This is a genomic window from Haloechinothrix alba (assembly GCF_900188115.1).
Classification (GTDB): Bacteria; Actinomycetota; Actinomycetes; order Mycobacteriales; family Pseudonocardiaceae; genus Haloechinothrix; species Haloechinothrix alba.
On the sequence record NZ_FZNW01000002.1, the window covers coordinates 191,201 to 218,078 of the forward strand.

A 26,878-nucleotide genomic window follows, 5' to 3' on the forward strand; every position below is an offset into this window, starting at 1 on the left:
GGCTCACTCCTCCCTCGGCTGGATGCGCGTGCTGCCCTGCCGGGGTGCGCCCTGTGGCAGCACGCGCGTCACCGGCCCCTGCGCCGATGCGCCTGCCCGCGCCAGCCACCCGTCGACCTCGCGCACCACTTCCCGCAGGCTGGGTCGGTTCCGCGGGTCCGGGTCGAGCGCCCGAGCGAGCAGGGCGGCGTGCGCGCTACGCTCCGGCAGCTCGGAGGGCGCCTCCGCGCGCGCTGCCGCCGAGAGCGCGGCCATCGCGGTTTCCCGGACACCGCGCGGGGGCTTGCCGGTCAGCGCGTAGCTGACGGTGGCGGCGAGCTGCCAGGCGTCCGAGGCAGGCGAGGCGGGCTCACCCGCTGCGACCTCGGGGGCGGTGTAGTCCGGGGTGCCGATCATCATGCCGGTCGCGGTCATCGAGGCGTCACCCTTGCTGCGCGCGATGCCGAAGTCGATCAGGTGGGGACTGCCGGACGGGTCGACGATCACGTTGGACGGTTTGACGTCGCGGTGCAGCACATGCTTGTCGTGCGCGGCGAGCAACGCCGCGGCCAGGGTCGACCACAGCCGGGCAGCCCGGACGTCGTCCACCGGCCCGTCCTCGTCGACCGAGAAGGACAGCGGGCTGCCGTCGAGGTACTCCATCACCAGCGCGAGCCCGTCGTGCTCCTCGGCGAGGTCGTAGACGCGCACGCAACTGGGGTGGTCTACCGCGGCGAGCGCACGGGCCTCCCGCTGCATACGCTCCACCGTCTCGTGGTCCGGGTTGTGCGCGATCTTCAGCGCGACGGTACGGCCGAGCTGGCTGTCCTGCGCCTGCCAGACGGTACCGAACCCGCCGTGCCCCAGCTTGCGCATCCGCCTGTACCGGCCGCCTCCCTGGTGCGCCGCGGCAGGCGCCATCGCGGTCGCGACGGCGGTCGGCTGGTGACCGCGGGGCCGTTCCGGCTCCGGCCGTGACGGCGGGGGTGGTGGGTGCGGCGACTGCTCGCTGCGCCGCACGGCCTTGCGGCTCGGCGGTCCGACCATCGACACCGGAGCCAGCCCCAACACGCTCACCACGAGGAGGCCGATCCACGCATGCATCGCGGTGTTGGCGCTGATCCCCGCTGTGAACACGACAAGGGCGAGGAAGGGGACCCAGAACAGCCGGGCGGGCCATGCAGGGCCCCTGCGGAACGCGAGGCGAGCGTGCAGCATGACGACCAGCAGGATGAGCAACGGCAGCCCCACGACGCCGCCGAGGTGCACCACGTACATCAGCCCCTCACCCGCCTGCGGGAGCACCGTCTCGTACACGGTGCGGCCGCCGCCCAGGTAGGTGCTCTGGTCACCGATGAATCCGCAATAGGTCGTGTTGAGGTTGGCGACCTGGGTCTCATCCAGCGCCGCGCTGCCACCGGCGAACACCGTGCGGTACGTATCGGAGATCGCGATCAGCAGCATCCACGGAACCACGAGCACGCACAGCACGCTGATACCGCCGAAGACTCCGAGCGTCACCGCGTTGTACCGGTTCGCCGTGAACCGGCGGATCACCGCGATCACGAACGCCGCGAGTACGGGGAACAGCCCGATGAGCGCACCGGCCGTGCTGGTGGCGTAGACCCAGTCGCCAGGGCACACGCCAGGGCTGAAGACCTGGTAGGCCCAGGAAAGCAAGCTACCTGCGAGCTCTGCGAACACGTCCACTCGTGCTCCCCTCACGGTTTACCTCACTGTCCAACAACAGTACGTTGCCGTCCGCGTGGTGCTACCCGGGCACGCCCACTTAGAGTGAGGAGCTGACCCGCTCGCGTCGGTCGACCGGACCCGGGCGGAACCAACCGGAATCCCACGCCACGCCGAGCAGGAAAGAGGCCGTGATGCCACTCGCCCGCAGCCTCGCGATCGTCGCCGCGCTGCTGCTCGCGGGATGCACCGGCGGCGACGACGCACAACCGGACGAGACCGGTACCGCGCCCACACAGGAGCAGCCCATGCCACTGGAGGAACTTCCCGAGGACACACCCGCGCTCGGCGAGATCATCCCCGCCCCGGTGCGGGCGACCGGCGACGAGAGCAGCAACTTCGAGCTGACCGCACAGACCCGGATCCGGCTGGACAGCGACGGCTCCGGAGCGCGCCGGGCCGCCGAGTACCTCGTCGACCTGCTGGAACCCGCCACCGGTTTCGCACTCCCTGTGATCGACGGCGGGGACGCGCGGCCCGGGCGGGAGATCGTGCTGCGCGACGGAAAGCAGCTGCCCGAAGACCTTCCCGAGGGCGGGTACGCCCTGGAGGTCACGGCGGGCGGGATCTCGCTGGCTGCCGACTCGGCCGACGGGTTCTTCTCCGGCGTGCAGACCCTGCGGCAGCAACTTCCCGCCGATATCGAGGCGAACGAACGCGTGGACCGCACGTGGGGCGTCGCGGGTGGCCGGATCGTGGATCATCCCCGGTTCGGTTACCGGTCGGCGATGCTCGACATCGCGCGGCATTTCTTCGAGCCCGAGGTGGTCAAACGCCATATCGACCGCCTGGCGCAGTACAAGATCAACCATCTGCACCTGCACCTGTCGGACGACCAGGGGTGGCGGATCGAGATCGAGGGCTGGCCGAAGCTGACCGAGATCGGCGCCGCCACCGAGGTGGGGGGTGGCCCAGGGGGTTACTACACCCAGGAGGAGTACCGGGACATCGTGACCTACGCGGCCGACCGCGGCATCACGATCGTGCCCGAGATCGACATGCCGGGGCACACGAACGCGGCCCTGATCTCCTACCCCGAGCTCAACTGTGACGGGTCGAGACCGGAACCCTACACCGGCACCCACGTCGGGTTCTCCTCGCTGTGCATCGACTCGGAACGGACGTACGAGTTCGTCAGCGACGTGATCTCCCAGGTCGCCGAGCTGACTCCCGGCGAGTACCTGCACGTCGGCGGAGACGAGGCGGAGGTGACCGGCGAAGCCGACTACGCGCGGTTCTTCGAACGGGTGCTACCGATGGTAACGGAGGCGGGTAAGCGTCCGGTCGGCTGGCACGAGTACGGCCAGGTGGACCTTCCCGAACCCGCGATCGTGCAGTACTGGCGGATCGAGAGCGAGCATCCCGACACGACAGCGTCGGCCGAGAACGGGAACTCGATCATCATGTCCCCGGCGAACAAGTCGTATCTGGACATGAAGTACAACGACGGCGACCCGTGGGGCAACGACTGGGCCGGGGCTGTCGACGTGCGCGCCGCCTACGAGTGGGATCCGGCCCGGTTCCTCACCGGCGTCGGCGAGTCGGCCGTCCACGGCGTGGAAACCGCACTCTGGACCGAACTGGTCGAGTCGGAGAGCGATATCGAACGCATGATGTTCCCGCGGCTCCAGGCGCTCGCCGAAGTCGGCTGGACCCCGCAGCAGGACAGGGACTGGGAGAGCTTCCAGCGCAGGCTCGCGATGCAGGCGGAGCGGATGGACAACCAGGGTATCGACTACCACCCCACACCGGGGGTGAGCTGGTAACGCCGGACGGGAGCCGCGCGGGACGGTCGGCGGCCCGCCTGCCGTACACGGTCCCGCCCCGGTGCCAGCGGGCCGGCGGGCGCGCGGCGAGCGACGTGGACGTCAGCGCAGCAGACCGGTGTTGCGCGCGACCGAGACGGTCTCCATCCTGTTGCGCGCGCCGAGCTTGCGCATCGTGTTCTTCAGATGGGTCTTCACCGTCGTCGGAAGCACGCCGAGAGAGTCGGCGATCTCCGAGTTCGTCCTGCCGACCGCTACCTGCCTGAGCACCTCGAGCTCGCGAGGGGACAGCCGCGCTCGCGTACCACCGTCCCGCTCGCCCCCGGCGACCAGGCGGTCGCTCAGCGCGACGAGCCGCGACCTCGTCCCGGCGTCGGTGATCGAGTCCGCGATCGAGGCCAGCTCCGCGCGCACCTCGGCCAGGTCGTGGGCATCCGGTCCCGTGGAAGGCTCGACCTCGCGCTGCCGCAGGTGCAGCCGGACACGGCGCTGGACCTCCTCCTCCAGCGCGATCTCGTTGGCCAGGTTGCGCACCGTCGCGGTCGCGGCATCCACGGTCCGCTCACCCCATGCGGAACCGTCGCGAGTCGCGCCGTAGAGCACCGCCCGGATGGTGCCGCGCACCTGGAGGGGGATCGCGACGGCACCGGTGAGGTTGTCCGCGATGACGGCCCTGTCGAAATGGTGCGTGATCCCGGTCGACTCCACGTAGTTGTCGACCACGACCGGCCTGCGGCGCTGCAACGCCATCCCCCCGAGCCCGATACCGGGCCTGATCACCGACCCCAGCAGCAGGCAGGTACGCATCTCGAGAAGCTCGCTGAGCACCAGCTTCTCGCCGCTACGGGCGACCCCGCCGCCGATCGCCGCGGAGACCCCCTCCAGCTGCGCTATCCCGCGCATCCCACGACGCACCTGCTCGGCGATGTCGCTCCCGGCATCCGCGCCGGAAGCAGCCCCCGTCGTCGACTGATCCACGCGGGCCGATGCCATCCACACCTCCGTGGGGTCTGCTCAGCTAACGCACGATCCTGCGACATCCGTTGCCGTTCGTCAACAAATCGCGTGAACCACCCCGTACCCCTCCTCCTCCACAAGGAGGAGGGCACTGCGGGCGGACGGAGCTAGCCTCGTGCTCACTCGCTTCCCTTCCTCAGCGGACCGCGCGACGACTGATCAGCACTAGACGGCAAACCGACCGGTAGGTATGGTTCCGTGGCATAGCGCACACGGCCGAAGGAAAAACAGAATCGATAACAGTTTCGGCACCAGACCTTGGCCAGGATCCCGCAATGACGAATGCTCACGTCAACCGCATCGTGATCGCGGCCCTGACCCGCACACGGAGGTGGCATGCTCGCTGTCCGCAATCTTGAGGTCGTCTACAACGACGTGATCCTGGTGCTGCGGGGAGTCAGCCTCGATGTCGCCGACGGACAGATCGTGGCGCTGCTCGGCGCCAACGGCGCGGGGAAGACGACCCTGCTCAGGGCAATCACGGGGTTGCTCGACATTCACGACGGGGAGATCACCAAGGGATCGGTCACGCTGGACGGGGAGCCGATTCACCAGCACGGCCCGACCAAGATCGTCAACCTGGGGATCAAGCAGGTACTGGAAGGGCGGCGGATCTTCTCCGAGCTGACCGTGGACGAGAACCTGCGGGTCGGCGCGCACACCAACCCACGGAACGCCAGGCAGAACATCGACCGGATCTATGACCTGTTCCCGTCCCTGCGCGGGCGGGAACGCGCCACAGCGGGGTACCTCTCCGGTGGTGAGCAGCAGATGCTGGCGATGGGGCGGGCGATGATGTCGGAACCGCGCTACCTGCTGCTGGACGAGCCGAGCCTGGGGCTCGCACCGCTGCTGGTCCAGCAGATCCGCGACCTCATCGTGGAGATCAACAAGCAGGGAACCACGGTGCTCCTCGTGGAGCAGAACGCCACGATGGCGTTGTCGATCGCCGAGCACGGCTACGTGCTGGAGACCGGAAAGGTCGTCATGGACTCCCCGGCCGAGGAGCTACTTGCCGACTCCGACATCAGGGAGTTCTATCTCGGCCTCGGAGCGGAGGGCACGACGAAGTCCTTCCGGGACGTCAAGCACTACAAGCGGCGTAAGAGGTGGCTGTCATGACGGCGACAGGGCAGGACCGGCCGATCGTCGAGTTCGACGACGTGCATCTGGCCTTCGCAGGGGTCAAGGCCATCAGCGGTGTCTCGTTCCATGTCGGACGGCGCGAGCTGTTCGCGGTCATCGGACCGAACGGGGCAGGAAAGACATCGATCTTCAACGTACTGTCCGGAGTGTACCGGCCGGGCCAGGGCACGGTCCGCTTCGACGGCACGGACGTGCTCCGGCTCCGCCCCCACGCGATCGCCGAGCTCGGTGTGGCGCGGACGTTCCAGAACATCGAGCTGTTCGCCAACCTCACCGTGATCGACAACCTGATGCTGGGACGGCACACGCACATCTCGTACGGGGTCCCCGCGGCGCTGGCGTGGTTCGGTCGCGCGCGCCGTGCCGAGCTCGCGGCACGCGCCGCCGCCGAGGACATCGTGGACTTCCTCGAACTGGAAGCCTGGCGCACGTACCCGGTCGGCCTGCTGCCGTACGGGGTACAGAAACGTGTCGAGCTGGGCCGCGCACTTGCCATGCAGCCGAAGCTGCTGCTGCTCGACGAGCCCGTCGCCGGCATGAACCTCGAGGAGACCGAGGACATGGCCCGCTTCGTCCTCGACATTCGCGACGAGCTGGACATCCCGATCATCATGGTCGAGCACGACATGGGGCTGGTCATGGATCTCGCCGACCGGGTGATGGCGGTCGACTTCGGCGAGGCGATCGCCACGGGAACCCCGAGCGAGGTGCAGTCACACCCCGATGTGATCAGCGCCTACCTTGGACAGGAGAGCATGTCATGACCACCGACGCCACCACGCGCACGAAGACGACGACGATCGCGACCCGGGTGCGGGACCGGGCGGCAAGCACTCCGAACGGCGTCGCGATGCGCGAGAAGGACCACGGGATCTGGCAGGAGATCAGCTGGGCGGCGTACTGGGACAACGTCCAGCTCGTGGCGCACGCCCTGCTCGCGCTGGGAACCGAGCCCGGTGACCGGGTCGCCGTGCATTCGGAGAACCGCAAGGAATGGCTGTTCAGCGACCTCGGCATCGCGGCAGTACGAGCCATGACGGTAGGCCTCTACCCCACCAACCCGTCACCCGAGGTGTCCTACCTGCTGTCGCACTCCGGATCGAAGATCCTCATCGCCGAGGACCAGGAACAGGTCGACAAGACCCTCGAGGTCATCGATGAACTCCCGGATCTGGAGCGCATCGTCTATATCGAACCGCGAGGAATCCGCAGGCGTTACACCGACCCGAAACTCCTGTACTGGGACGACTTCATCGCGCTCGGCGCCGAGCATCGCGAGTCGTTCCCGGACGCGGTTGACAAGCGTATGTCGGATGCCACGCCGGAGGACGTACTGACGCTCGTCTACACGTCCGGAACGACCGGGCCGCCGAAGGGTGCCATGTTGACGGTGGCCAACGTCGAGTTCTGCATCTCCGAGCTCGTCGACGGCGGCGGCTTCACGTCGCCCCCGCCGAACTCCTCGGATGTGATGCTGTCCTACTTACCGTTGTGCCACGTGGCGGAGCGTATCTTCACGACCTGGTTCAACGTGGCGACCGGGGTGCAGGTCAACTTCGCCGAGTCGCTCGAGACGGTCCAGACCAACCTCGCCGAGATCCAGCCGACCATCCTGTTCGGAGTCCCGCGGATCTGGGAGAAGATCCTGGCCGGGGTCAACATCAAGCTGTCGTCGGCATCTCCGGTCAAACGCAGGATCGCCCGCCTGGGACTGCGCCTCGCCGACCGGGTCGGTGACGTGCTTGTCGAGACAGGTGGCAGGCACACCTTGAAGAGCCGTGCGCTCTACGTCATCGGATGGCTGATCCTGTTCCGGGCGCTGCGTGACCGGATCGGCATGCGCAAGGTCCGGTTCGCCGCGTCGGGAGCCGCGCCGATCGCCCCGGACGTCCTGAAGTTCTTCATGGGGATCGGCGTACCCATGCACGAGGTGTACGGCATGACCGAGAACACGGCCGTGGCCACTGCCAACCGTCCCGGCCGGGTCAGGCTCGGCACCGTCGGCGAGCCCCAACCGGGTATCGAGCTGAAGATCGACCCCGAGACCGGCGAGATCCTGACACGGCATCCCGGCGTGTTCGCCGGCTACTGGCGCAACGCCGAAGCCACCGAAGCCATGATCGACGCCGACGGGTGGCTGCATACCGGGGATGTCGGCGAATGGGTCGACGGGACACACGTGAAGATCTCCGACCGGATGAAGGACATCATCATCACGGCGGGCGGCAAGAACATCGCCCCGTCCGAGATCGAGAACTCCCTCAAGGCCTCCGAGTACATCAAGGAAGCCGTCGTGATCGGCGATCGCAAGCAGTACCTGACCGCGTTGATCGGGATCGAGCTCGACACGGTCGGCGAGTGGGCACAGCAGCGCCAGATCCCGTACACCACATACCGGGACCTGGCCGAGCGCCCCGAGGTCATCGATCTGGTCCAGGGCATCGTCGACGACGTCAACGAGCAGTTCGCCCAGGTGGAGCAGGTCAAGAAGTTCCGCATGCTACCCAAGGAGCTCGACCACGAGGACGGGGAATTGACAGCCACACAGAAGGTCAAGCGATCCGCGCTGCACAAGCAGTTCAGCGATCTGGTCGACGACATGTACGGGAAGGCGGAGGGATGACCGAGCTGATCAGCAGCCTGCTGCGCGGCGTCGGTACGGGTTCGGTATACGCGTTACTGGCGCTCGGATTCGTGATCATCTACAAGTCGACCCGCGTGATCAACTTCGCCCAGCCCGCACTGATGCTCGCCGGTGCCGTGCTGGTGAGCTACCTCGTCGGGCCGCTGGGCTTCTTCGTCGCCGTCGCGGTGGCCGTAGCCGCGACTGCCATGCTGGCGTTGGGACTGGAACGCAGCGTCGTCCGCCCCATGATCGGCAAGCCGGTGTTCATCATCGCGATCATCACCATCGGGATCGACATCGCGCTGCGCAACGTCGTCAACGGTTTCATCGGAACCGACGTGCGGCAGGTCGGCTCGCCGTGGGGACTGCAGTCCGTCCGGTTCGCAGGCGTGAGCGTGCAGGAACGGCACATCGCCATGCTGCTCACCGCACTGGTGATCATCACCGTGCTGTTCCTGTTCTTCAAGTACTCCCGGCTCGGGCTGGCCATGCGGGCCACGGCGTTCGACCAGGAAACCGCGCTTTCCCAAGGCGTATCGGTGAGCACGGTGTTCGCGCTGTCCTGGGCGATCGCAGGCGGCATGGCCGCCGTCGCGGGCGTGTTCGTCGCCTCCAACGCCGGCATCGACCAGCAGATCTGGATCGTCGCGCTCAAGGCGCTTCCCGCGATCATCATCGGTGGCCTCGAGTCACTCGAGGGGGCGATCGTCGGCGGTATCACCGTTGGTGTCGTCGAGTCGCTGGTGGCCACCTACCAGAGTGATTTCGCCCCGTGGCTCGGCTCGAACTTCTCGGTTGTCTCGCCGTACGTGGTTATGCTGATCGTCCTCATGGTCCGACCGTACGGGCTGTTCGGCACGAAGGAGGTGCAGCGAGTATGAGCACGCCGGCCTCCACCACGTCGCAGCGGCGCCCGCAGCGGCTCCCGGGGCGTCCCGACATGTTCACCTCCTACGCCGAGAACATGCGGATGCTCAACACCACGCCGAAGCGCCGCTCCGTAGCAGCGCTGGTCGTCGTCGCGGTAGCCGTGACATTCGTAGTCGACGACCCCACGCTGCAGATCTTCGCGCTCGGCCTCGCCGCATCGATCGGTGCCATCGGGCTCAACCTCGTCACGGGCTACTGTGGACAGGTCTCGCTCGGGCACGCCTTCTTCCTCGCGATCGGCGCCTACACGGCCGCGGCACTGTCCGGCGACCCGGACGGTCGGACCATTGGGTTCGGCATCACCAACATCCTGATCTGGCTACCCGCCGCAGGCATCGTCGCCGGGATCGCCGGCATCCTCGTCGCACCCCTTGCCACCAGGCTACGCGGGCTCTACCTCGCCATCGTCACGCTCGGCCTCGTCTTCCTCGGCGAGCACATCTTCAACGAGTGGGACGAGCTCACCGGCGGCCCCCAGGTCGGCAGGGAAGCCGCGGTACCCGAGCTGTTCGGCTTCTCCTTCGACGAGAACGGGGACATCCTCACCGGGGACCAGAAGATCTACCTGCTGATGCTCGTGCTGCTGGTCATCTTCGCCGTAGCGGCGCGCAACCTGACACGTTCGAAGATCGGCAGGGCGTTCCACGCTATCCGGGATCGCGACCTGGCCGCGTCGATCATGGGCGTGCAGCTGGCCAAGTACAAGACCATCGCCTTCGCCGTCTCGTCCTTCTACGCCGGGTGCGCGGGCGCGCTGCTCTACATCGTCACAGGGTTCTTCGACCCGACGGCGTTCAACCTGCTGCTGTCCGTCCAGTACATCGCCATGATCCTGATCGGAGGAGTCGCCACGATCTCCGGCTCGATCCTCGGCGCCATGTTCATCACCCTGCTCCCGCCGGTCACGCGCGAGCTCGCACAGTTCCTCCCCCTGCTGACCACCGACCCCTCTGCCAGCATCAACATCTTCATCGTCGAAGGCGTTCTCTACGGTGCGCTCATCATCGGTTTCCTGCTCTTCGAACCCCGCGGCCTGTTCGGGATCTGGCTTCGCATACGCAACTACTGGAAGGCCTGGCCGTTTACCTACTGAAAACACGATCAGACACTGTGGATAGTCCGACGTCCGTGTCAACCACAGGGAAAGGAACCGACCATGTATCGACGAAAAGCTCCGCTGGTGGCGGTCATCGCCACCACAGCACTCGTCGCCTCGGCGTGCGGGATCCGCGGGGGTGACGTCGAAACCGACGTCGGCGTGACCGAGGAAGCGTGCCCCGACACCCCGAACGAGGACAACGGGTGCATCTACCTCGGCACGATCTCGGATCTCAGCGAGGGGCCGTTCGCCGCCCTCGCGCAGCCCATCACGCAGGCGCAAGAGGCGTTCTGGGCCCGGGTGAACGAGGAAGGCGGTATCGGCGGTTACGACATCGACGTGACCAGCTTCGTCCGCGACAACAAGTACAACCCCGAGATCCACAACCAGGTGTACCAGGAGATCCGGGACGAGGTCCTCGCCCTTGCCCAGACCCTCGGCTCACCGCAGACCGCGGCGATCCTGCCCGACATGGAGAACAACGACGTCATCGGCGCACCGGCATCGTGGTCGTCCGAGTGGTTGTTCGAGGACGTGATCCTGCAGTCCGGGACCAACTACTGCATGGAGATGATGAACGCGGTCGACTACATGGTCGACGAGCAGGGTGTCGAGTCGGTGGTCGCGGTGCACTACGCCGGTGACTACGGCGAGGACGGCGCCGGTGGCGCGGAGGTCGCCGCCGAGGAGCGCGGGTTGGACTTCCAGGCGGTGGAGACACCTCCCGGCACCGACAACCAGTCCGACGCGATCAACGCGATCGTCTCGGAGGAGCCCGATCTGGTCACCCTCACCGCCGGACCGTCCGACGTCGCGACCATCGTCGGGCAGGCGGCCGCGCGTGGATACGAGGGCAGGTTCGTCGGTAGCGGACCTACGTGGAACCCCGAGCTGCTGAACAGCCCGGCCGGTGACGCGTTCAAGAACATGTTCCTGCACGCGGGGCCGTGGCAGCCCTGGGACGCGGACACGGAGGCCCATCAGGCGATGCGCGATGCGCTGCCCGATGTGGAGCCCAACGAGGGTTACCTTGCGGGCTGGGCCTGGTCCTACCCGATGAAGGCCGCGATCGAGCGTGCCGTGGACGAGGGCGAGCTCACCAGGGAAGGTCTGCGTGAGGCAGCCGGTTCGCTGGAGAGTGTGGACTACGAGGGCCTGCTGCCCGAGGAGGCGGGCAACTACGCCGCCGACCCGAACGAGGGCGTGTTCCGGCAGAGCCTGATCAGCCGGGTCGATGAGGACGCCCCTACCGGCGTCACCGTCGAGCAGGAGCTCTTCACCGGCCCCACCGCGGAGGGCCACACCATGGACGAGCCCTGCTTCTGATGTACGGGCAGGCCGGGGGTGGGCGTTACGCGCACACCCCCGGCCGCATCGCGCGGTACTCGGACGCGATGCGCCGCCAGGCAGCTCGCACATGCTCGCTACCGCTCGCGGGCGTCGACTCGTGGAACCGGCTACATGGTGGTGCCAACCCGACTGAAGTACCGTTCGAGGTGCCCTGCCACGATGTCGACCTGTTCCAGCGCGACCGAGTGCCCGGCGCCCTCAACAGTGACATGCTCACACGCGGCAGCAGCGGCGATATTCGCACCGGAGATCGGCGGCGGGTAGGCGTGATCCTCACTGGCCGCTACCGCCAGCACCGGCACCCGGCATCCGGCGAGCTCCTCGACGATGCGGCCGCGCCGGATGACGCCGTCGGCACTGTCACCGACGCCGGCCGGCAACCGGGACATGTACGACCGCCAGGACGCGCACAGCTCGGGCTGGTCCCGCAGTGTGGTGTCGCCGAACATGATGTACATCAGGGTGTCGAGGACATCGGCGGGTCCATACTGGGTAAGGTGCTCGACCAGCGGGCTGAACTCCGCCAGCTTGTGCTCCTCCTCGGCCGATGACCCGAGCGCGACCGCCGACAGCAGCAGGTCCGGACGCCGGGCGGCGAGCCGCAGCGCGATGAACCCGCCCATCGAGTTGCCGACGAAGTGACACCGGCTCAGCTCGAGGTGCTCCAGCAGCGCCGCCGCGTCGTCGGTGAGAGTGTCCATGTCGAGTTGGTCCCGTGGAGCCGGCGCGCTGGCGCCCTGGTTTCGGTGATCATAGGCGATGACCCGGTACCCGTCTCGGGCGAACCGGGAAAGGTGGTCGTTGAACATGCGACGATCGAAGAACAGCGAGTGGCTGAAGACGATCGGGATGCCCTCGCGTGGTCCTTCGTCGACGTAGGCGAGATCTGTGCCATTGACAGCGGCCATCAACATATTGCCTCCTTGATGTGACCTGCGTCGCTGTACCCACGCCGCACGCTAGGGACGCGCGCAGCGCTGTGCTGCCGGATTCGCGCACGGTGCTGTCGAGAACGCGAACGGACGCCGGGAGCGTAGAGATGACAACCGCCGAGCCCTACCAGGTCGAGCACGTCGACACCGCGCGGCTTCCCGCGGCGGACCGCAGCGCTTACTGGGCCGAGCACGTCTGTCGCAACCACGGCACGCTGCGGTTCGCCTTCGGTGACCCGGACGCCTTCCACGGCCGGACCATCGTGCAACGCGCCGCCGACCGGCAGCTCGTGGACTTCTGGTCCGACGGCATCGGCTACACCCGCACCGTCGACGACGTGCGCAGCGACGCCGACGAGAGCCTGCGGCTGCTGGTGCCCATCACCGGGATGCTGCGGTTGCGCCAGGACGACGTCGCGACCGAGGTGGCGCCGGGCAGCGCAGCGGTTGTGACGAAAACACGCCCCTTCGACGTGGCCCACGACGGGCGGACCCGCGCCTGGATCATGAACCTGCCGGCGGGCGCAGTGCCCACTGCCGGAGGACCGCTGTGCATGGGTGTGCGGCGCGGCACCGGCGCGATCATCGCATCACTGATCAGCGAACTCTCCGAGCAGCGGTGCGACGTCGACGGCGCGACGTTCCGCTCGGTCACGGACACCATCACCGACCTCATCGCACTGCTCGGGCGGCCGCACGGCGCACTCCCGGACACGTTGACCTCGGTGGATTCGGCGGTCCGCGACTACGTACGGCGGAATGCGCACGATCCCGCGCTGACACCGGCCATCATCGCCCACGAGCTGGGCTGGTCACTACGGCAGATCCAGCTCGCGCTGCGGCGAACAGGGACGACGCCGAGCAAGCTGTTACGCGACGCCCGGCTCGACCTGGCCCGCAGGTGGCTCGGCGAGCCCGCGTCGGAACGCACCATCGCGAGCATCGCGCACGCCAGCGGCTTTCGCTCGCTCAGCGTGTTCGGCACGGCGTTCAAGGCGCGGTACGGCGTGACCCCGCGACAGGCCCGCGAGGCGGGACGGTGCTGAGTTCGCGACCCAGGCCCGGCATCGGCTTTCCCGCTAGGCCGCCTGTTCCTCACGCAGCGCCAGGTACTCCTGCTCGATACGCCGGAACGCCACGCGCACGTGCTCACGCGTCGTCGCGGGTGCCCCGATGGCTATCCGCAACGTCGTGCGCCCGCCGATGTTGGTGTGACTGAGGTAGAGGTCGCCGGAGTCGTTGAGCCGCGCCAGCAACGCGGCCGTCGCGGTCTCCGCGTCCCTATGGGACAGAGCCGGCCACAACGGCCGGAAGCACACCAGCCCGAACGGATGATGTTCCAGCAGCGCGAAGTCTTCGTGCTCGCGAAACCAGCCCGCCAGCTCGTCGGCCAGTGCCACGCCGGTGCGGATGTGTTCCCGCAGACTCGTCGCGCCGTACCATCGCATCACCATCCACAGCTTCAACGCGCGGAACCGCCTCCCCAGCGGTACCTGCCAGTCCCGGTAGTCGATGACCTCACCGGAGGCGGTCGCCGGGTTGCGCAGGTACTCCGGAAGGATGGACAGCGCGTCGACCAGTGGCCCCCGGTCGGCGACCCACAGCACGCTGCAGTCGAAGTTGGTCAGCAGCCACTTGTGCGGGTCGGTGACGTACGAGTCCGCGTACTCGGCGGCACCGTCGTTGATCCAGCGCAGCTCGGGACACACCGCGGCCACGCCCGCGTAGGCCGCGTCGACGTGCAGCCACACCCCGTGGCGGCTGCAGACCTCGCCGAGCGCGCCGACCGGATCGATCGCCGTCGTCGATGTGGTGCCGATCGTGGCGCACACCATCGTCGGCACCGACCCGGCGGCCACGTCGGCCGCGACAAGCTCCTCGAGGTGGTCCGGGCGCATCGCCAGGGTGTCCGGGTCGACGTCGACGGTGCGCAGGTTCGGCGTGGTGATGCCCGCGATGCGGGCCGCCTTGGCCATCGAGGAATGCGTCTGCGCGGATACGTACACGGTGCACGCCGTCCGGTCGGCGTCCACCCGCCCGGCCCGCCGAAGCGCGGCGACCAGCGCGACCAGCGCGGCGCTCGAGGCCGAGTCCTGGATCACCCCGCCGCCGGGCCCGTCGGTCCGCCACGTCGCGGGCAGCCCAAGCAGCTCGGCCAGCCAGTCGACGACCACGGACTCCAGCTCGGTGCACGCCGGGCCGGTCTCCCACAACATGCCCTGCGCGCCGAGCCCCGCGGAAAGCAGCTCGCCGAGGATCGCCGGGCCGCTGGCGTTGGCCGGGAAGTACGCGAAGAAGCTCGGGTGCTGCCAGTGCGTGATACCCGGCATGATCACCCGATCCACATCGGCCTGGATCCGGTCCCACGACTCACCGTGTTCGGGCGCGCTCTCCGGCAGGCGCGCACGGATGTCACCCGGTCGCACCGGAGCGCGTACCGGGTGGGACTCGATTCCCGCCAGGTAGTCCGCGATCCAGTCCACGAGCTGCTTGCCGTGCGCGCGGAACTGTTCAGCCGACATGTGGTCGTCAGCCTGCCCGCTCATCACCACCTCCGTTGCGCCACGCCACCAGTCCCACGCCACCAGTTCCGGACCGCCTCGGTCATCCCGAGCGGTGTGTGCCGCGCTCGATGATCGATGCGATGTCGACGTGCCGGGCCTCGACCGACCGTGGGTCGTCGATCTCCGTAGCGACGTAGCGTGCCACGAACCGGCGCAGCTCGTCCTCGATACCGGCCACGCGCCGCAGCACTCCGGCACCGACCCCGTCGGCGTGCAGAGTTACGTCGATATCGCCGTTCTCGGGCGGGCTGGCGTCGACGTGCACACGCAACGGTTCGACAGCCCGCGCGGTCAGCTCCACGGGGATCACCACCGCTGCCCGGAACCGGTGGGCAGTACCGCCGAGCGAGATCGTCAATCGCAGGTCCACCGGGATGTGCACCCGGAAGCGCAGCGGCTCCGTATCGGCGATGCGCCTCGCCACGGGCTCGCCGACCGTCCCCCGCGCGGAGACTTTGGCCAGACCGCCCGGCCCGGCACTCATCGGGCCGAACTCGATCGGTCGCCCCGCGAGGTCACCCACCGACTCGGCGATCCGCTCGACCGTGACCGCGTGACGGAAGAACTCCTGGCCGAATCGCGCGTACGAGCTCGTACGGGTGCCGTCCTGCGCCTCATGCCCCTGCGCTGAGCTGCTCACCCGTAAACCGTAACCCGTGCGGGTAAAGAACCGCCGCCATACACCCATCCATTAGGATGTTACTTTCGGTAACAGTTACCATAAGTTTCATCTGCGTGTCCGGCGTCAGTGTCCCGGGGCCACGGGCCATCGGCTGCACGTGCCCACGCACCACGCGCGCGGAAGGAATCGACGATGCTTCTCACCCACTCGCCACCGGCAGGTGGCGCGGCCCTCGACCAGGTACTGATCGCGTTCGGGATCTTCCTGGTCACCGTGGTACCGCTGGTACTGCTCGGCATCGCCGAACGCCGCGGGAGGAGGACCCCGCTCGGACGGCTGGGCGACTGGGCCGCCCGGCTCACGGGCCTGCCCCGGTGGGCGGCCCTCCCGATGGGCACCGCGCTGCTGTCCGGCGTGGCGGCCCTTGTCGGGGTCTACTGGGACGTCCCATCCCACATCTTCTTCGGCAGGGATGAGGGACCACTGGACAACCCGTCGCACTACCCGATCTACCTCGGCCTCATCGGGATCTTCCTGACCGGTGTCATGAGTGCCTCCCTGGCCAGGGAGCCGCTGCCCGCCCGCACGCTGCGGCTGCCTGGTAACTGGCACGTGCCGATGGGCAGTGTGCTGATCACGGCCACCGGGCTCGTCGCAGTAGGCGGCTTCCCGCTGGACGACATCTGGCACCGCCTCTTCGGGCAGGACGTCACCCTCTGGGGCCCGACACACGTGCTCATGGTGGGCGGGGGCGTCATTGTCGTCCTCGGCCTGCAGCTCCTGCTGGCCGAGTCCCGCCAGGTGGGCAGCTCCGGGCGGTTCGTACGCGTGCTCTCCCCGGTACTCGCCGGGGCGTGGCTGATGGGCGCCTCGGCGTTCCTGATGGAGTTCGACATCGGCGTGCCGCAGTTCCCGCTGGCCAGCCAGGTGGTGCTTGTCGGGCTGCTGTCCGCGTGGGTGCTGGTCTTCGCCCGGATGCAGTTCGGCCCCGGCGCCACGGTGATCGCGCTGGCCGTGTTCTTCGCATCGCGAGCCCTGTACGCCGTGTTGCCCGCCGCGCTGGACATGCCCACCTCCCCGTTCCTGCCCTACATCGGGCAGGCCGTCGTCGTGGAGCTCGTCGCGCTGGCCATGGCCCGCAGGCAGCTGGGTTACCGCTTCGCGCTCGTCGCCGGTCTCGCCAGCGGCGTGCTCGGCATGCTTGCCGACTGGGGCTTCTCGCGCGTGGTGATGCCGTACGCCTGGCCGACCGAGCTGATGCCGGCGTTCGTCGCGCTCGGCACCGCCGCCGCACTCGCGGGTGCCGCGATCGGGGCGTGGCAACACCAGCGTGTCGAGGCCATCGCCGGGCGCGACCCGCTGCGCGCCACCGTATCGGGCGTCGAGGGCTCCGCCGGCGGGCGGTTCCGCTCGCGGCACGCCGTCGGGCTCGCCGGTGCGCTCCTCGCGGCCGCTCTGTTGTTCGTGGCGGTCCCGCCACAGCCCCCCGAGGACGGCCTCAGCGCGGAGTTCGAGGTCACCGAGAGCGACGAGTCTCAGGATGTGGCCTACCCGCACGAGGACGCCGAGCCGCGGTGGGTGCACGCCACCGTCACGCTGCGGCCCTCCGATGCCGACGAGGGCGCGATCTGGCTCCGGTTCCTGGCCTGGCAGGGCGGCGACTTCTACAACGTCGAGCTGGAGCGGGTCGACGACGGCGTGTACCGGTCGACCGAGCCGTTACCGGTCTACGGAGAGTGGAAGACGGGGCTGCGGCTGCACACGCCGCTACGCACGATGGCGATCGCCCCGCTGTACGCCCCGGAGGACCCGGAGGCGGACGCCCCCGAGATCCGCGCGGAGTCCGGCGAACGCGACTTCATCCACGAGATCTCGTTCCTGCAGCGGGAGCGTAAGGAAGACACGCCCGCGGTGTTGTGGACGCTCGGCTACCTCTCGGTCGGAGTGGTATTCGCGGTGGCCTGGGCCCTGTTCGCGTGGTGTTACGTGACGGCTGCCGCAGGCAGGCAGCGCCGGGAACGGGCAACGGTCGCGTGACGGGTGATGCGTCGAGGGGCGCCACGCCGCCGCTCGTGTGAATCCGCATACGCGTACCGGCACCGGGGGATCCTGGACCGATGGCAGTCGCACGGCGTACCCGTCCGGCCCACCGAGTGCTCCGCGCCGTACTGATCACCGTCCTGGCGCTCCCCGTCCTCGTGGTGGGCGGCGCGGTGACCCTGATCGCCACCAACCCGGCACCCGAGGACGGCTCGTCCTGGGAGCGCGGGGCCGACCTTCCCCAGCAGCGCGGCGAGGTGGCCTCCGCCGTCACGGGCGGCGAGCCGTTCGTCCTCGGCGGGCTCACCGGTCCCGGCCGCACGTCGACGGCCGTGCAGGCCTACGACCCGGCAGAGGACGGGTGGCGGAGCGCCCCTGACCTGCCGGAGCCGCGGCATCACGCCGCGGCGGCCGAACTGGACGGGACCATCTACGTCACCGGCGGCGCGGCCTCGGCAACCGACTGGTCACCCCGAATCGGCGTCTGGTCGCTGGACACCGGGGCGCAGCGGTGGCGATCCGAGCCGCCGATGCCCGAGGGACGCATGGGACACGCCCTCGTGGCGCTGGACGGCAGGCTCTACGCCTTCGGAGGCGACGGTCCGGCGACCGAGATACTCGTCTTCGAGCCGGGAGACGGCTGGTCGCGCGGCGCGCCCCTCGGCGACAACCGGGAGCATGTCCGGGCAGTCACGCTGGACGGCGAGATCTGGGCGATGGGTGGCCGTACCGGCGGCCTGCTCGACTGGGTGGACGTGTACGACCCGGTCACCGACACCTGGCGTGCCGGCCCGACACTGCCCGAACCGATCAGCGCCATGGCCGTCGGCGTCGTCGACGGTTCCGTCCACGTCGTCGACGGGGAAGACCCGAGCCCGCTCACCGGAGGGGTACTCCAGCGGCACTTCCTGCTGCCCTCCGGCGCGGACACCTGGGAAGAGGGCCCGGAATCCATGCTCGCCGTACATGGGGCGGGGTACGGTGTGGTGCGCGACGAACTGGTCATCGCAGGCGGTGCCAGTAGGCAGGGCCTGCTGTCCCCACTGTCCTGGTCGGAAGTCACCCAGCGCTACGCACCGGGCTAGTCAACGCGCTGTGGCTCGGCGCCCGACACGGCGTGCCGGACCGCCCGACACGGCACGGCTCAACCCTCACTCGCCGACCGCGTCGCGGTGTCCGTCCCGCCTGGACCGGTGACCTCGAGGGTGAACGTGGCATCCGCGGGCGCGCACTCCTGCCGGGTACCGGTGACAGCGACATCGACCGGATCGGCGTCATCGACCGTCAACGTGGCCGCGTCGGCGCGGGTCGACTCCCAGGAGAGCCGGTGGACCAGACCGTAAAGGGGCTGTTGCGCCGAGTCATCGCCTCGCCTGCACTGCTGCTGCGAGCTCTCCACATCGAAGCGGACGACCTCGGGAGCGGGCTCGGGCTGTGCGGGCTCGGCCACCTCCGTGGCCGGCTGGGTCGGCGCCTGCCGCGTCGGCGTGTCTCGGGTGGGTGCGTCCCGGGTGGGCTCTCGCTGCTCCGGCGGCGCGGGTTCCGCGGGGACCCCGGTCTCCGGCGGCGTCGGCGGCGTGGTGGTGTCGCGATCCGCGTCCTCGACCACACCGGCCTCCGGCACCGGGTTCCCCTCGGACACCACCTCACCCGCACCGCCCCACAGCAGCCAACCCCCGAGTCCCGCCACGGCCAGCAGCAACGTCGCGGCCGCCACGCGAACGGGACGGCGCCACGACGATGCGGTCGAGGTACCCGCGGCCGTCTCGGGTCCCCGCACATCGCGAGGAACCCCCGGATCGCCGTCCGGCGCTGCGGGCAGCTCGACCGTGCCGGGAGCCGCGTCTCCCGTCGGTACCCCGGAAGCAGCCAGCTCCCGTACGGCCGCCGCGCGCGTCGCCAGCGGCACAGCCATCAGCGGGACAGCCGAGAACAGCGCGGACGGCGCACTCACCCGCTCGCGCTGGTCGCTGCACTCCGCACAGTCACCGGCATGCCGGTCGACGAGGCGCGCGGTCTCCGCCGTGAACCGCTCGATCCCGGCGGCGGCCAACTCCGCACGCAACGCTACGCATCCCGGGCTTCCGTCCCGCCACAGCAGCCACGCGCGTACCGCGCCACCCAGCCGCTTACGCATCCGAAACAGTGCCTGGTGCGCCGCGTTGGGCGCCACGCCGAGCTCGGCAGCCAGCTCATTCGGCTCCATGCCGTATCGCAGGTGCAGATCGAGCAGGCTGGCATCCCGTTCACCGAGCGCGGCGGACGCTGCCCACACGAGGTCGTGCTGCTGGGCGCGGGTGAGCTCGGCCTCGGGGTCGGCAAGCGTGTTGGACTCGGGACCCGGTTCGAGGGCCCCCTCATCAGCGGTGGGCACGGCTCGACGCTCCTTGTCCAGCCGGTCAAGGGCACGGTTGCGCGCGATCCGGAGGATCCAGCCGCCGAACGCGGCGGGCGTATCCAACCTGTCGATCCCCTCCCAGGCCGCCAGCAAGGCGTCCTGGGCCGTATCCGAGGCCAGGTCGCGGTCGTACAGGATCCGCCAGGCGACGTTCCAGCACCGGTCGAACCAGCGCTGGACCAGGACGCCGAAGGCCGCGCGCTCGCCCGCGCAGCAGGCGACGACGAGCTCCTCGTCGCCCCGCTCGGAGTGTGCGGCGTGCTCGCGCATAATCGCTCCCGGGACCGGGTTCTCATCGTCTCACGAGATCGTCACCGGCGTACCCAGCGGAAGCATGTGCGCCAGCTCCTCGATCAACTCGTTGGAGATCCGCACGCAGCCGTGTGAGGACGCCTGCCCGATGCTGCTCGGTGTATCCGTGCCGTGGATGCCGACCTGCCCGTCGCCTCCCATGAACTCGGTGAGGACCTCGGAGTACGCGGACAGCCCGAGCGCGTACGGACCGTACGCCCCGCCGGGTTCCGGGGTTTGCAGCTTGTCCGTGACGTAGAACCGACCGGGTGGGGTCGGGTACGCGGGCTCACCGATACCTGCCTGTGTGCTCAGCAGTTCCTCGCCGGAGTCGAGCACGGTCAGCTCCCTGCCGTCCAGGTCGATATCCACGGCCAGATCGACCTCGTCGACCTCGACCGCGTCCTCCCGGACCCAGCCGGTCGCGTCGTTGGGCCGCACAGGGGTACGGACCTCCAACCAGCCGTCGTGCTCTGCCGCGCCGTTCTCGGTGACGAGCATGACCGTTTCGGTACCGAACGGGGTCACCTCCGGAACCGTCCCGGACGGGGTCTGCTCCAAGGGGTCGTCGTATATCGCTGTCTCTCCGGTGGCCCGCGCCACCAGCGCGCCGGGGCCGTCCTGGCCTGCTGACGACGCATCGCCGGGCCGCGCTGAGCCGCCGGAGCCGTCCTCGGCCGGGGTCGCTGCCCGGCCCGCCACCAGCACGGCAGCGACCACTCCCGCCACCACGAGCAACAGCGTGCCGACCGCGACCAGCACGAGGGCCGGGCGCATGCGGGTTTCCGGGTCGCGAGTCGTGACGTTCATCGGATCCTCCCGGGTCTTCTACCTGCGGGCCGCCTGCCGGCCCTGCCACCCGTCCTGACGATCCATCCGAACCGGCCTTACACCCCTGCGGCGCTGCTTCCGGAAACGGCTGCCGGACATGCGTAGGCCCGCCCACGAGCATGGGCGGGCCTACGTGCTGCCGTGCTGTCAGCCGGTGAAGTTCGGCGCGGCCTCAACGATGTCCCGGGAGACACCGGAGCCGGATCCGCCGCCGTCCTCCTCGTCCTTACCGCTGTCGTCCTCGCCGTCGTCCTCGCCGTCGTCGTCCTTACCGTCGTCCTCGCCGTCGTCCTCATCCGTGCAGTCGACCGTGACGACCTGCCACTCGGTCTCGTACGTGTCGGCTCCGGCCAGGACCCCGGTCGCGACGCCGCGCACCTCGAACTCGCCTTCGCCTGTGCTGATGAAACCCGACTTGCCGTTCTCCGAACCGGAGGACCCCGCGGGCAGCTCCTGCCAGTCGGCGCGGTAGAGATGCGGACCGGGGGGTACTCCCTCACCGTCGATCTCGTAGCCGACTCCCGCCTCGGGTTCGCACTGCGGCTCCACGGAAATCGCCAGTTCCGGATTCTCGCCGCCCGGGTCCTTCGGCTGCAGCAGGTCATCATCCGGTGTCAGCAGGTCATCCGGTTGCAGCGCGTCCCCGGGCTCCAAGGGTTCCTCCGGCTGCGCGAACGCGGTCCCCACCGGCACGAATGCCAGGGACAGGGCCGCAAGGACGGTCGCGGTCCACGAGAGGCGCTGCCGTGCGGTCGGTGACGTCCTGGTGTACATGTCTGCTCCTTCCACCGATCGGCTGGCCCATCCAGCCGCGTCACCCCTCCTGACGGGCGAGCGTGCACGGCCTTACACCCCATCAGGGCGGGGACGTCGCACCGGGAGCGGACGCGCGAAGTCGCACAAAAAACGAGCGCGAGGTTGTCGGCGGACTCCAACCGGACAACACCGAGATGTGCCCGCGCACTGCTCAACCGGATTCTTGTTGACCCCGGAATTGTGGCTGCCTATATTGACGATCCACAATAACGGACCTCTGCCACGGGAGGGAAAGCGATGGCGACCCCGACGAGACGTCTGGTCACCGCTCTCGCTGCCGCAGCCTTTTCCCTGGTCGCGCTGGGCACGGCAAGTACGCAGGAGGCTCGCGCGCAAGACACGGGGCATGATCCGATCCTGTTCATCCACGGGTGGAACGAGAACAGCGCGCAGTGGGCCTCGTTCATCACCCAATTTGTCGCCGACGGCTGGAACCCGGAACGGCTCCATACGATGGATTACGTGAGCGCGGAATCCAACCAGGAGATCGCGGAGAAAGTGGCGCGGCACGTCGACGACATTCGGCACGAGCACGGCGTGGCCGAGATCGATATCATCACGCACTCGATGGGTGGTGTCAGCTCGCGCTGGTACCTGAAGTTCGGCGGGGGAACCGAGTACGTCGACGACTGGGTATCGCTCGGCGGCCCCAACCACGGCACGGTGTGGGCGTCCACCCCCTTCTGCTTCACACCGGACTCCTGCCGCGAGATGCGGATCGGTTCGGAGTTCCTCGCGGAGCTCAACGCCGAGGACGAGACACCCGGTCCGGTGAACTACGGGACCTGGTGGTCACCCTGCGACGAGGTCATCATCCCGCAGGACAGCACGGTCCTCGAAGGTGCGTCGAACACGGAGACGGCGTGCATGGAGCACATCCAGCTATCGCTGGATCCGCGGGTGTACCGGGACGTGCGCGACTTCGTGCGCTAGCACCCGCAGGAGCTGACGGGCGAGCGGGCGCTGCCGGACACCTCCTCAGCAGAACCGGACCGCCCGACGCGGGGTGCCGGACCGCCCGACGCGGGGTACGGAGCGCCCGTCACGGGGTGGCGGGCGCTCCGTACCCGCCGCCGCCCGGGGTCTCGACCACCAGCACGTCGCCCTCGAACAGCTCCACCGAGTCGCACCCGTCCAGCTCGACCACACTCCCGTCGGCACGCTCCACCCGGTTCGCCCCGCGAGCCCCGGGCTCGCCACCCGCCATGCCGTACGGCGGGACCCGCCGGTGCCCGGTCAGCGTGGACACGGTCATCGCCTCGGCGAACCGCAACCTGCGCGACGCCCCGTTCCCGCCGCGCCACCGGCCGGCCCCGCCGCTGCCGCGGCGGATCGCGAACTCCTCGAGCAGCACGGGGTACCGCCACTCCAGCACCTCGGGGTCGGTGAGCCGGGAGTTGGTCATGTGCGTCTGCACCACGTCCGTCCCGTCGAATCCGTTACCCGCTCCGGAACCCGAGCTGAGCGTCTCGTAGTACTGGTACCGCTCGTTGCCGAAGGTGATGTTGTTCATCGTCCCGGACCCTTCCGCCTGCGCGCCGAGCGCGGCGTACAGCGCGCCGGTCACCGCCTGCGAGGTCTCCACGTTCCCGGCCACCACAGCCGCCGGATGGCTGGGTGCGAGCATCGACCCTGCGGGGATGCGTACCCGCAGCGGCCGCAGGCAGCCGTCGTTGAGCGGGATGTCATCGGCGACCAGCGTGCGGAAGACGTACAGCACGGCCGCCGTCGCCACCGACGCCGGGGCGTTGAAGTTGGTGCGCAGCTGTGCCGAGGTTCCGGTGAAGTCGATCGTCGCCGAGCGCTGCTTTCTGTCCACAGTGATCCGCACGGCGATCACCGCCCCGGAGTCCATCTCGTACGTGTACTCCCCGTCCTCCAGGCTGTCGATCACACGGCGAACCGCTTCCTCGGCGTTGTCCTGCACGTGCCGCATGTAGGCCTGCACCACGTCGAGTCCGAAGTGGTCGATCATCTTGTTGACCTCGTCAACGCCCTTCTGGTTCGCGGCGATCTGTGCGCGCAGGTCAGCGAGGTTGGTGTCCGGGTTCCGCGAGGGGTACGTCGCCCCCGCGAGCAGCTGCCGGGTCTCCTCCTCGCGGAACTGCCCGCCTGATGCGAGCAGCCAGTTGTCGAACAGCACGCCTTCCTCGTCGACATGCCTGCTGTGCGCGGGCATCGACCCCGGCGTGATCCCGCCGATCTCGGCGTGGTGGCCACGGGAGGCGACGTAGAACAGTACGGACTCGCCCGGCGTGTCGAACACCGGCGTGATCACCGTGACGTCCGGCAGGTGCGTTCCCCCGTGGTACGGGTCGTTGACGGCGTACACGTCACCCGGTGCCATGGTGCCCGCACGCCTGTCCAGCACCTCCTTGACGCTGGTTCCCATCGAACCCAGATGCACGGGCATGTGCGGGGCGTTGGCGATGAGGTTGCCGTCCGGGTCGAACAGCGCGCAGGAGAAGTCCAGCCGCTCCTTGATGTTGACGGACTGTGCCGTGGACTCCAGGCGTGAGCCCATCTGCTCGGCGATGGACATGAACAGGTTGTTGAAGATCTCCAGCAGGACGGGGTCCGCCTCGGTACCGACGTCCGCTCCGGAACGGGCCCGCACCCGCTCGACGATCACATGGCCACCGTCTGCCAGGTACGCCTTCCAGCCCTCGTCGACCACCGTCGTCGCGTTCGCCTCGGCGACAACGGCAGGGCCGTCGACCTCGTCGCCCGCGCGCAGGCTGTCCCGCTCGTACAGCGGCACCTCGTGCCACGCGCCCCCCGTGTACAGCGAGACCCTGTCCACCGGCCCGGCAGGCTCCGTACCGGCCTTGCCGAGCGCGGACAGGTCGGGCGCCTCGGTCAGCCCGGTCGCCTCCACCGACAGCGCCTCCACGATCAGCGGGCGCTCCAGCAGGAACGAGTACGTCGCGCGGTGGCCGTGCTCGAACGCGGCGACCATCTCCTCGTACCCGGTCAGCTCCACAGGAACGACCGTGTCGGTGCGGTCGTACCGCACGTGGGCGCGCCGCGTCACCCGGATCCGGTCCTCGGGTATCCCCTCGGCGCGCAGCTCCGCGCGCGCGGACTCCTCGATCGCGTCGGCCCCGGAGTGCAGGGTGTCCATCGCGCCCGGGGTCAGCGGCGCCTCGACGGACTGCTCCCGCATCGCGGTCGTGTCGGCAAGCCCGATGCCGAGCGCCGAGAGCACCCCGGCCATGGGCGGCACAAGGACGGTGTCGATTCCGAGCGAGTCGGCGACCGCGCAGGCGTGCTGGCCGCCCGCGCCACCGAACGTGGTGAGCACGTACTTGGTGATGTCGTGGCCCTTCTGCACCGAGATCCGCTTCACCGCGTTGGCCATGTTCGTCACCGCGATATGCCGGTAACCCTCCGCGACGTCCTCCGGTGCGCGACGGTCGCCGGTCCCGTCGGCGATCGCCGCCGCGAGTTCGGTGAAGCGCTCACGCACTGTGCCTGCGTCCAGTGGCCGGTCACCGTCGGGTCCGAACACGTGCGGGAAGTGCGCCGGCTGGATGTGCCCGAGCATCACGTTGGCATCGGTGACCGTCAGCGGCCCACCGCGCCGGTAGCACGCGGGACCGGGATCGGCGCCGGCCGAGTCCGGGCCCACCCGGTACCGGCTGCCGTCGAAATGCAGGATCGAACCGCCTCCCGCGGCCACCGTGTCGATCTCCAGCATCGGCGCGCGCAGCCGCACCCCGCCGACCTGCGCGTCGAAAACCCGCTCGTACTCGCCCGCGTAGTGCGAGACGTCCGTGGATGTGCCGCCCATGTCGAAGCCGATGACGTGCTCGAACCCGGCGAGCCCGGACATCCGCGCCATGCCGACGATGCCGCCTGCGGGCCCGGACAGGATGGCATCCTTGCCCCGGAAGTGCCCCGCCTCGGTCAGGCCCCCGTTGGACTGCATGAACATCAGGCGCACACCCGGCATCTCCGCGGCGACCTGGTCGACGTACCTGCCGAGAACCGGGGACAGGTACGCATCCACCACCGCCGTGTCGCCCCGCGGCACCAGCTTCATCAGCGGGCTGGCCTCGCTGGACCGGGACACCTGCCCGAACCCGACACGCTCGGCGAGCTCGGCGATCGCACGCTCGTGCTCCGGGTACAGGTGGCTGTGCATGCACACCACCCCCACCGCGCCGATCCCGTCCGAGCGGGCCTGCCGCAGCTCGCCTGCCAGCTTGTCGAGATCCGGCCCGCGCAGTACCGTGCCGTCCGCGGCGACCCGCTCGTCGACCTCGATCACCCGCTCGTAGAGCAGCTCGGGGAGTACGATGTGGCGGTCGAAGATGCCCGGCCGCTTCTGGTAGCCGATACGCAACGCATCGGCGAAACCCCGGGTGATCACCAGCGCCGTACGCTCCCCCTGGCGCTCCAGCAGCGCGTTCGTGGCCACCGTCGTCCCCATCCGTACCTGGTCGATCCGGTCCCCGGGAATCTGCTCGCTGCCTGCCAGACCGAGCAGGTGACGGATCCCGGCGATGGCGGCGTCGGCATAGCGACCGGGGTTCTCCGAGAGCAACTTGTGGTTGACCACGGAGCCGTCCGGCCGCCGTGCGACGATGTCGGTGAACGTACCGCCCCGGTCGATCCAGAACTCCCAGCCCACTGACCTCTCCGTTCTCTCGGACCACACACGCTTCTCCTGCCCCGAGCCTACGGAGCGCGGCATGTCGGGCGCGACAGCGGCGGTGG

At 68.9% G+C, this 26,878-nt stretch carries 20 protein-coding genes; 11 read left to right on the forward strand and 9 right to left on the reverse strand.

Annotation, left to right across the window (positions count from 1 at the left end; all coding sequences use genetic code 11):
• Positions 1-3: 3 nt before the first annotated feature.
• Positions 4-1,689: a serine/threonine-protein kinase gene (locus CHB84_RS02400; RefSeq protein WP_089299800.1), complete on the reverse strand. Its 1,686-nt coding sequence runs from the start codon at positions 1,687-1,689 to the stop codon at positions 4-6.
• A 173-nt stretch (positions 1,690-1,862) separates the two neighbouring features.
• Between CHB84_RS02400 and CHB84_RS02405 the strand changes: the two genes are divergently transcribed.
• Complete coding sequence (locus tag CHB84_RS02405) at positions 1,863-3,494, forward strand: beta-N-acetylhexosaminidase (RefSeq protein WP_089299801.1); 1,632 nt, start codon at positions 1,863-1,865, stop codon at positions 3,492-3,494.
• Between the two features lie 102 nt (positions 3,495-3,596).
• Here CHB84_RS02405 and CHB84_RS02410 read toward each other — a convergent pair whose 3' ends face one another.
• The gene (locus CHB84_RS02410; protein WP_089299802.1) at positions 3,597-4,487 is read right to left on the reverse strand and encodes a response regulator transcription factor; all 891 of its coding nucleotides are present in this window, start codon (positions 4,485-4,487) and stop codon (positions 3,597-3,599) included.
• 360 nt (positions 4,488-4,847) lie between these two features.
• On the opposite strand from CHB84_RS02410, the gene CHB84_RS02415 reads away from it, so the two are divergent.
• The 6 genes from CHB84_RS02415 (at position 4,848) to CHB84_RS02440 (ending at position 11,638) form a co-directional block, all read left to right on the forward strand.
• Entirely contained in the window at positions 4,848-5,633 is a 786-nt protein-coding gene (locus CHB84_RS02415) for an ABC transporter ATP-binding protein (RefSeq protein ID WP_089299803.1), read from the forward strand.
• Positions 5,630-6,421 carry an ABC transporter ATP-binding protein gene (locus tag CHB84_RS02420; protein ID WP_089299804.1) on the forward strand — a complete coding sequence of 264 codons (792 nt, stop codon included), beginning with the start codon at positions 5,630-5,632 and terminating at the stop codon, positions 6,419-6,421. Before CHB84_RS02415 ends, CHB84_RS02420 begins: the two co-directional genes overlap by 4 nt.
• Positions 6,418-8,280 (forward strand): AMP-dependent synthetase/ligase, encoded by a 1,863-nt coding sequence (locus CHB84_RS02425; RefSeq protein ID WP_089299805.1) that lies wholly within the window; start codon positions 6,418-6,420, stop codon positions 8,278-8,280. The genes CHB84_RS02420 and CHB84_RS02425 overlap by 4 nt, the downstream gene beginning before the upstream one ends.
• Positions 8,277-9,164: a branched-chain amino acid ABC transporter permease gene (locus CHB84_RS02430; protein WP_089299806.1), complete on the forward strand. Its 888-nt coding sequence runs from the start codon at positions 8,277-8,279 to the stop codon at positions 9,162-9,164. The genes CHB84_RS02425 and CHB84_RS02430 overlap by 4 nt, the downstream gene beginning before the upstream one ends.
• The gene (locus tag CHB84_RS02435; RefSeq protein ID WP_089299807.1) at positions 9,161-10,306 is read left to right on the forward strand and encodes a branched-chain amino acid ABC transporter permease; all 1,146 of its coding nucleotides are present in this window, start codon (positions 9,161-9,163) and stop codon (positions 10,304-10,306) included. The genes CHB84_RS02430 and CHB84_RS02435 overlap by 4 nt, the downstream gene beginning before the upstream one ends.
• A 63-nt stretch (positions 10,307-10,369) precedes the next feature.
• Positions 10,370-11,638: an ABC transporter substrate-binding protein gene (locus CHB84_RS02440; protein WP_089299808.1), complete on the forward strand. Its 1,269-nt coding sequence runs from the start codon at positions 10,370-10,372 to the stop codon at positions 11,636-11,638.
• A gap of 131 nt (positions 11,639-11,769) precedes the next feature.
• Here the strand turns inward: CHB84_RS02440 and CHB84_RS02445 are convergent, their stop codons facing one another.
• The gene (locus tag CHB84_RS02445) at positions 11,770-12,570 is read right to left on the reverse strand and encodes an alpha/beta fold hydrolase (RefSeq protein ID WP_217898442.1); all 801 of its coding nucleotides are present in this window, start codon (positions 12,568-12,570) and stop codon (positions 11,770-11,772) included.
• 131 nt (positions 12,571-12,701) lie between these two features.
• Here CHB84_RS02445 and CHB84_RS02450 point away from each other — a divergent pair, with 131 nt between their 5' ends.
• Positions 12,702-13,640 (forward strand): AraC family transcriptional regulator, encoded by a 939-nt coding sequence (locus CHB84_RS02450; protein ID WP_089299810.1) that lies wholly within the window; start codon positions 12,702-12,704, stop codon positions 13,638-13,640.
• A gap of 33 nt (positions 13,641-13,673) precedes the next feature.
• On the opposite strand, the gene CHB84_RS02455 is transcribed toward CHB84_RS02450, so the two are convergent.
• Positions 13,674-15,116: a pyridoxal-dependent decarboxylase gene (locus CHB84_RS02455; RefSeq protein WP_089299882.1), complete on the reverse strand. Its 1,443-nt coding sequence runs from the start codon at positions 15,114-15,116 to the stop codon at positions 13,674-13,676.
• A gap of 82 nt (positions 15,117-15,198) precedes the next feature.
• Positions 15,199-15,798 carry a hypothetical protein gene (locus tag CHB84_RS02460; RefSeq protein ID WP_089299811.1) on the reverse strand — a complete coding sequence of 200 codons (600 nt, stop codon included), beginning with the start codon at positions 15,796-15,798 and terminating at the stop codon, positions 15,199-15,201.
• 174 nt (positions 15,799-15,972) lie between these two features.
• Here CHB84_RS02460 and CHB84_RS02465 point away from each other — a divergent pair, with 174 nt between their 5' ends.
• Together CHB84_RS02465 and CHB84_RS02470 are read left to right on the forward strand one after the other, a co-directional pair.
• Complete coding sequence (locus tag CHB84_RS02465; RefSeq protein ID WP_089299812.1) at positions 15,973-17,817, forward strand: hypothetical protein; 1,845 nt, start codon at positions 15,973-15,975, stop codon at positions 17,815-17,817.
• 80 nt (positions 17,818-17,897) lie between these two features.
• Complete coding sequence (locus CHB84_RS02470) at positions 17,898-18,905, forward strand: Kelch repeat-containing protein (RefSeq protein ID WP_089299813.1); 1,008 nt, start codon at positions 17,898-17,900, stop codon at positions 18,903-18,905.
• Between the two features lie 59 nt (positions 18,906-18,964).
• Here the strand turns inward: CHB84_RS02470 and CHB84_RS02475 are convergent, their stop codons facing one another.
• From CHB84_RS02475 to CHB84_RS22685, 3 genes are all read right to left on the reverse strand, one after another.
• On the reverse strand, positions 18,965-20,488 hold the full coding sequence (locus CHB84_RS02475) for an RNA polymerase sigma factor (RefSeq protein ID WP_089299814.1): 1,524 nt from the start codon (positions 20,486-20,488) through the stop codon (positions 18,965-18,967).
• A gap of 30 nt (positions 20,489-20,518) precedes the next feature.
• Positions 20,519-21,319 (reverse strand): L,D-transpeptidase, encoded by an 801-nt coding sequence (locus CHB84_RS02480; RefSeq protein ID WP_089299815.1) that lies wholly within the window; start codon positions 21,317-21,319, stop codon positions 20,519-20,521.
• Positions 21,320-21,487: 168 nt separating this feature from the next.
• On the reverse strand, positions 21,488-22,114 hold the full coding sequence (locus CHB84_RS22685; RefSeq protein WP_176439748.1) for a hypothetical protein: 627 nt from the start codon (positions 22,112-22,114) through the stop codon (positions 21,488-21,490).
• Between the two features lie 279 nt (positions 22,115-22,393).
• Between CHB84_RS22685 and CHB84_RS02495 the strand changes: the two genes are divergently transcribed.
• Positions 22,394-23,089 (forward strand): esterase/lipase family protein, encoded by a 696-nt coding sequence (locus CHB84_RS02495; protein WP_089299818.1) that lies wholly within the window; start codon positions 22,394-22,396, stop codon positions 23,087-23,089.
• Between the two features lie 109 nt (positions 23,090-23,198).
• On the opposite strand, the gene CHB84_RS02500 is transcribed toward CHB84_RS02495, so the two are convergent.
• Positions 23,199-26,792, reverse strand: a complete 3,594-nt coding sequence (locus tag CHB84_RS02500; RefSeq protein ID WP_217898443.1) for a hydantoinase B/oxoprolinase family protein — start codon at positions 26,790-26,792, stop codon at positions 23,199-23,201.
• Between the last annotated feature and the right edge of the window lie 86 nt (positions 26,793-26,878).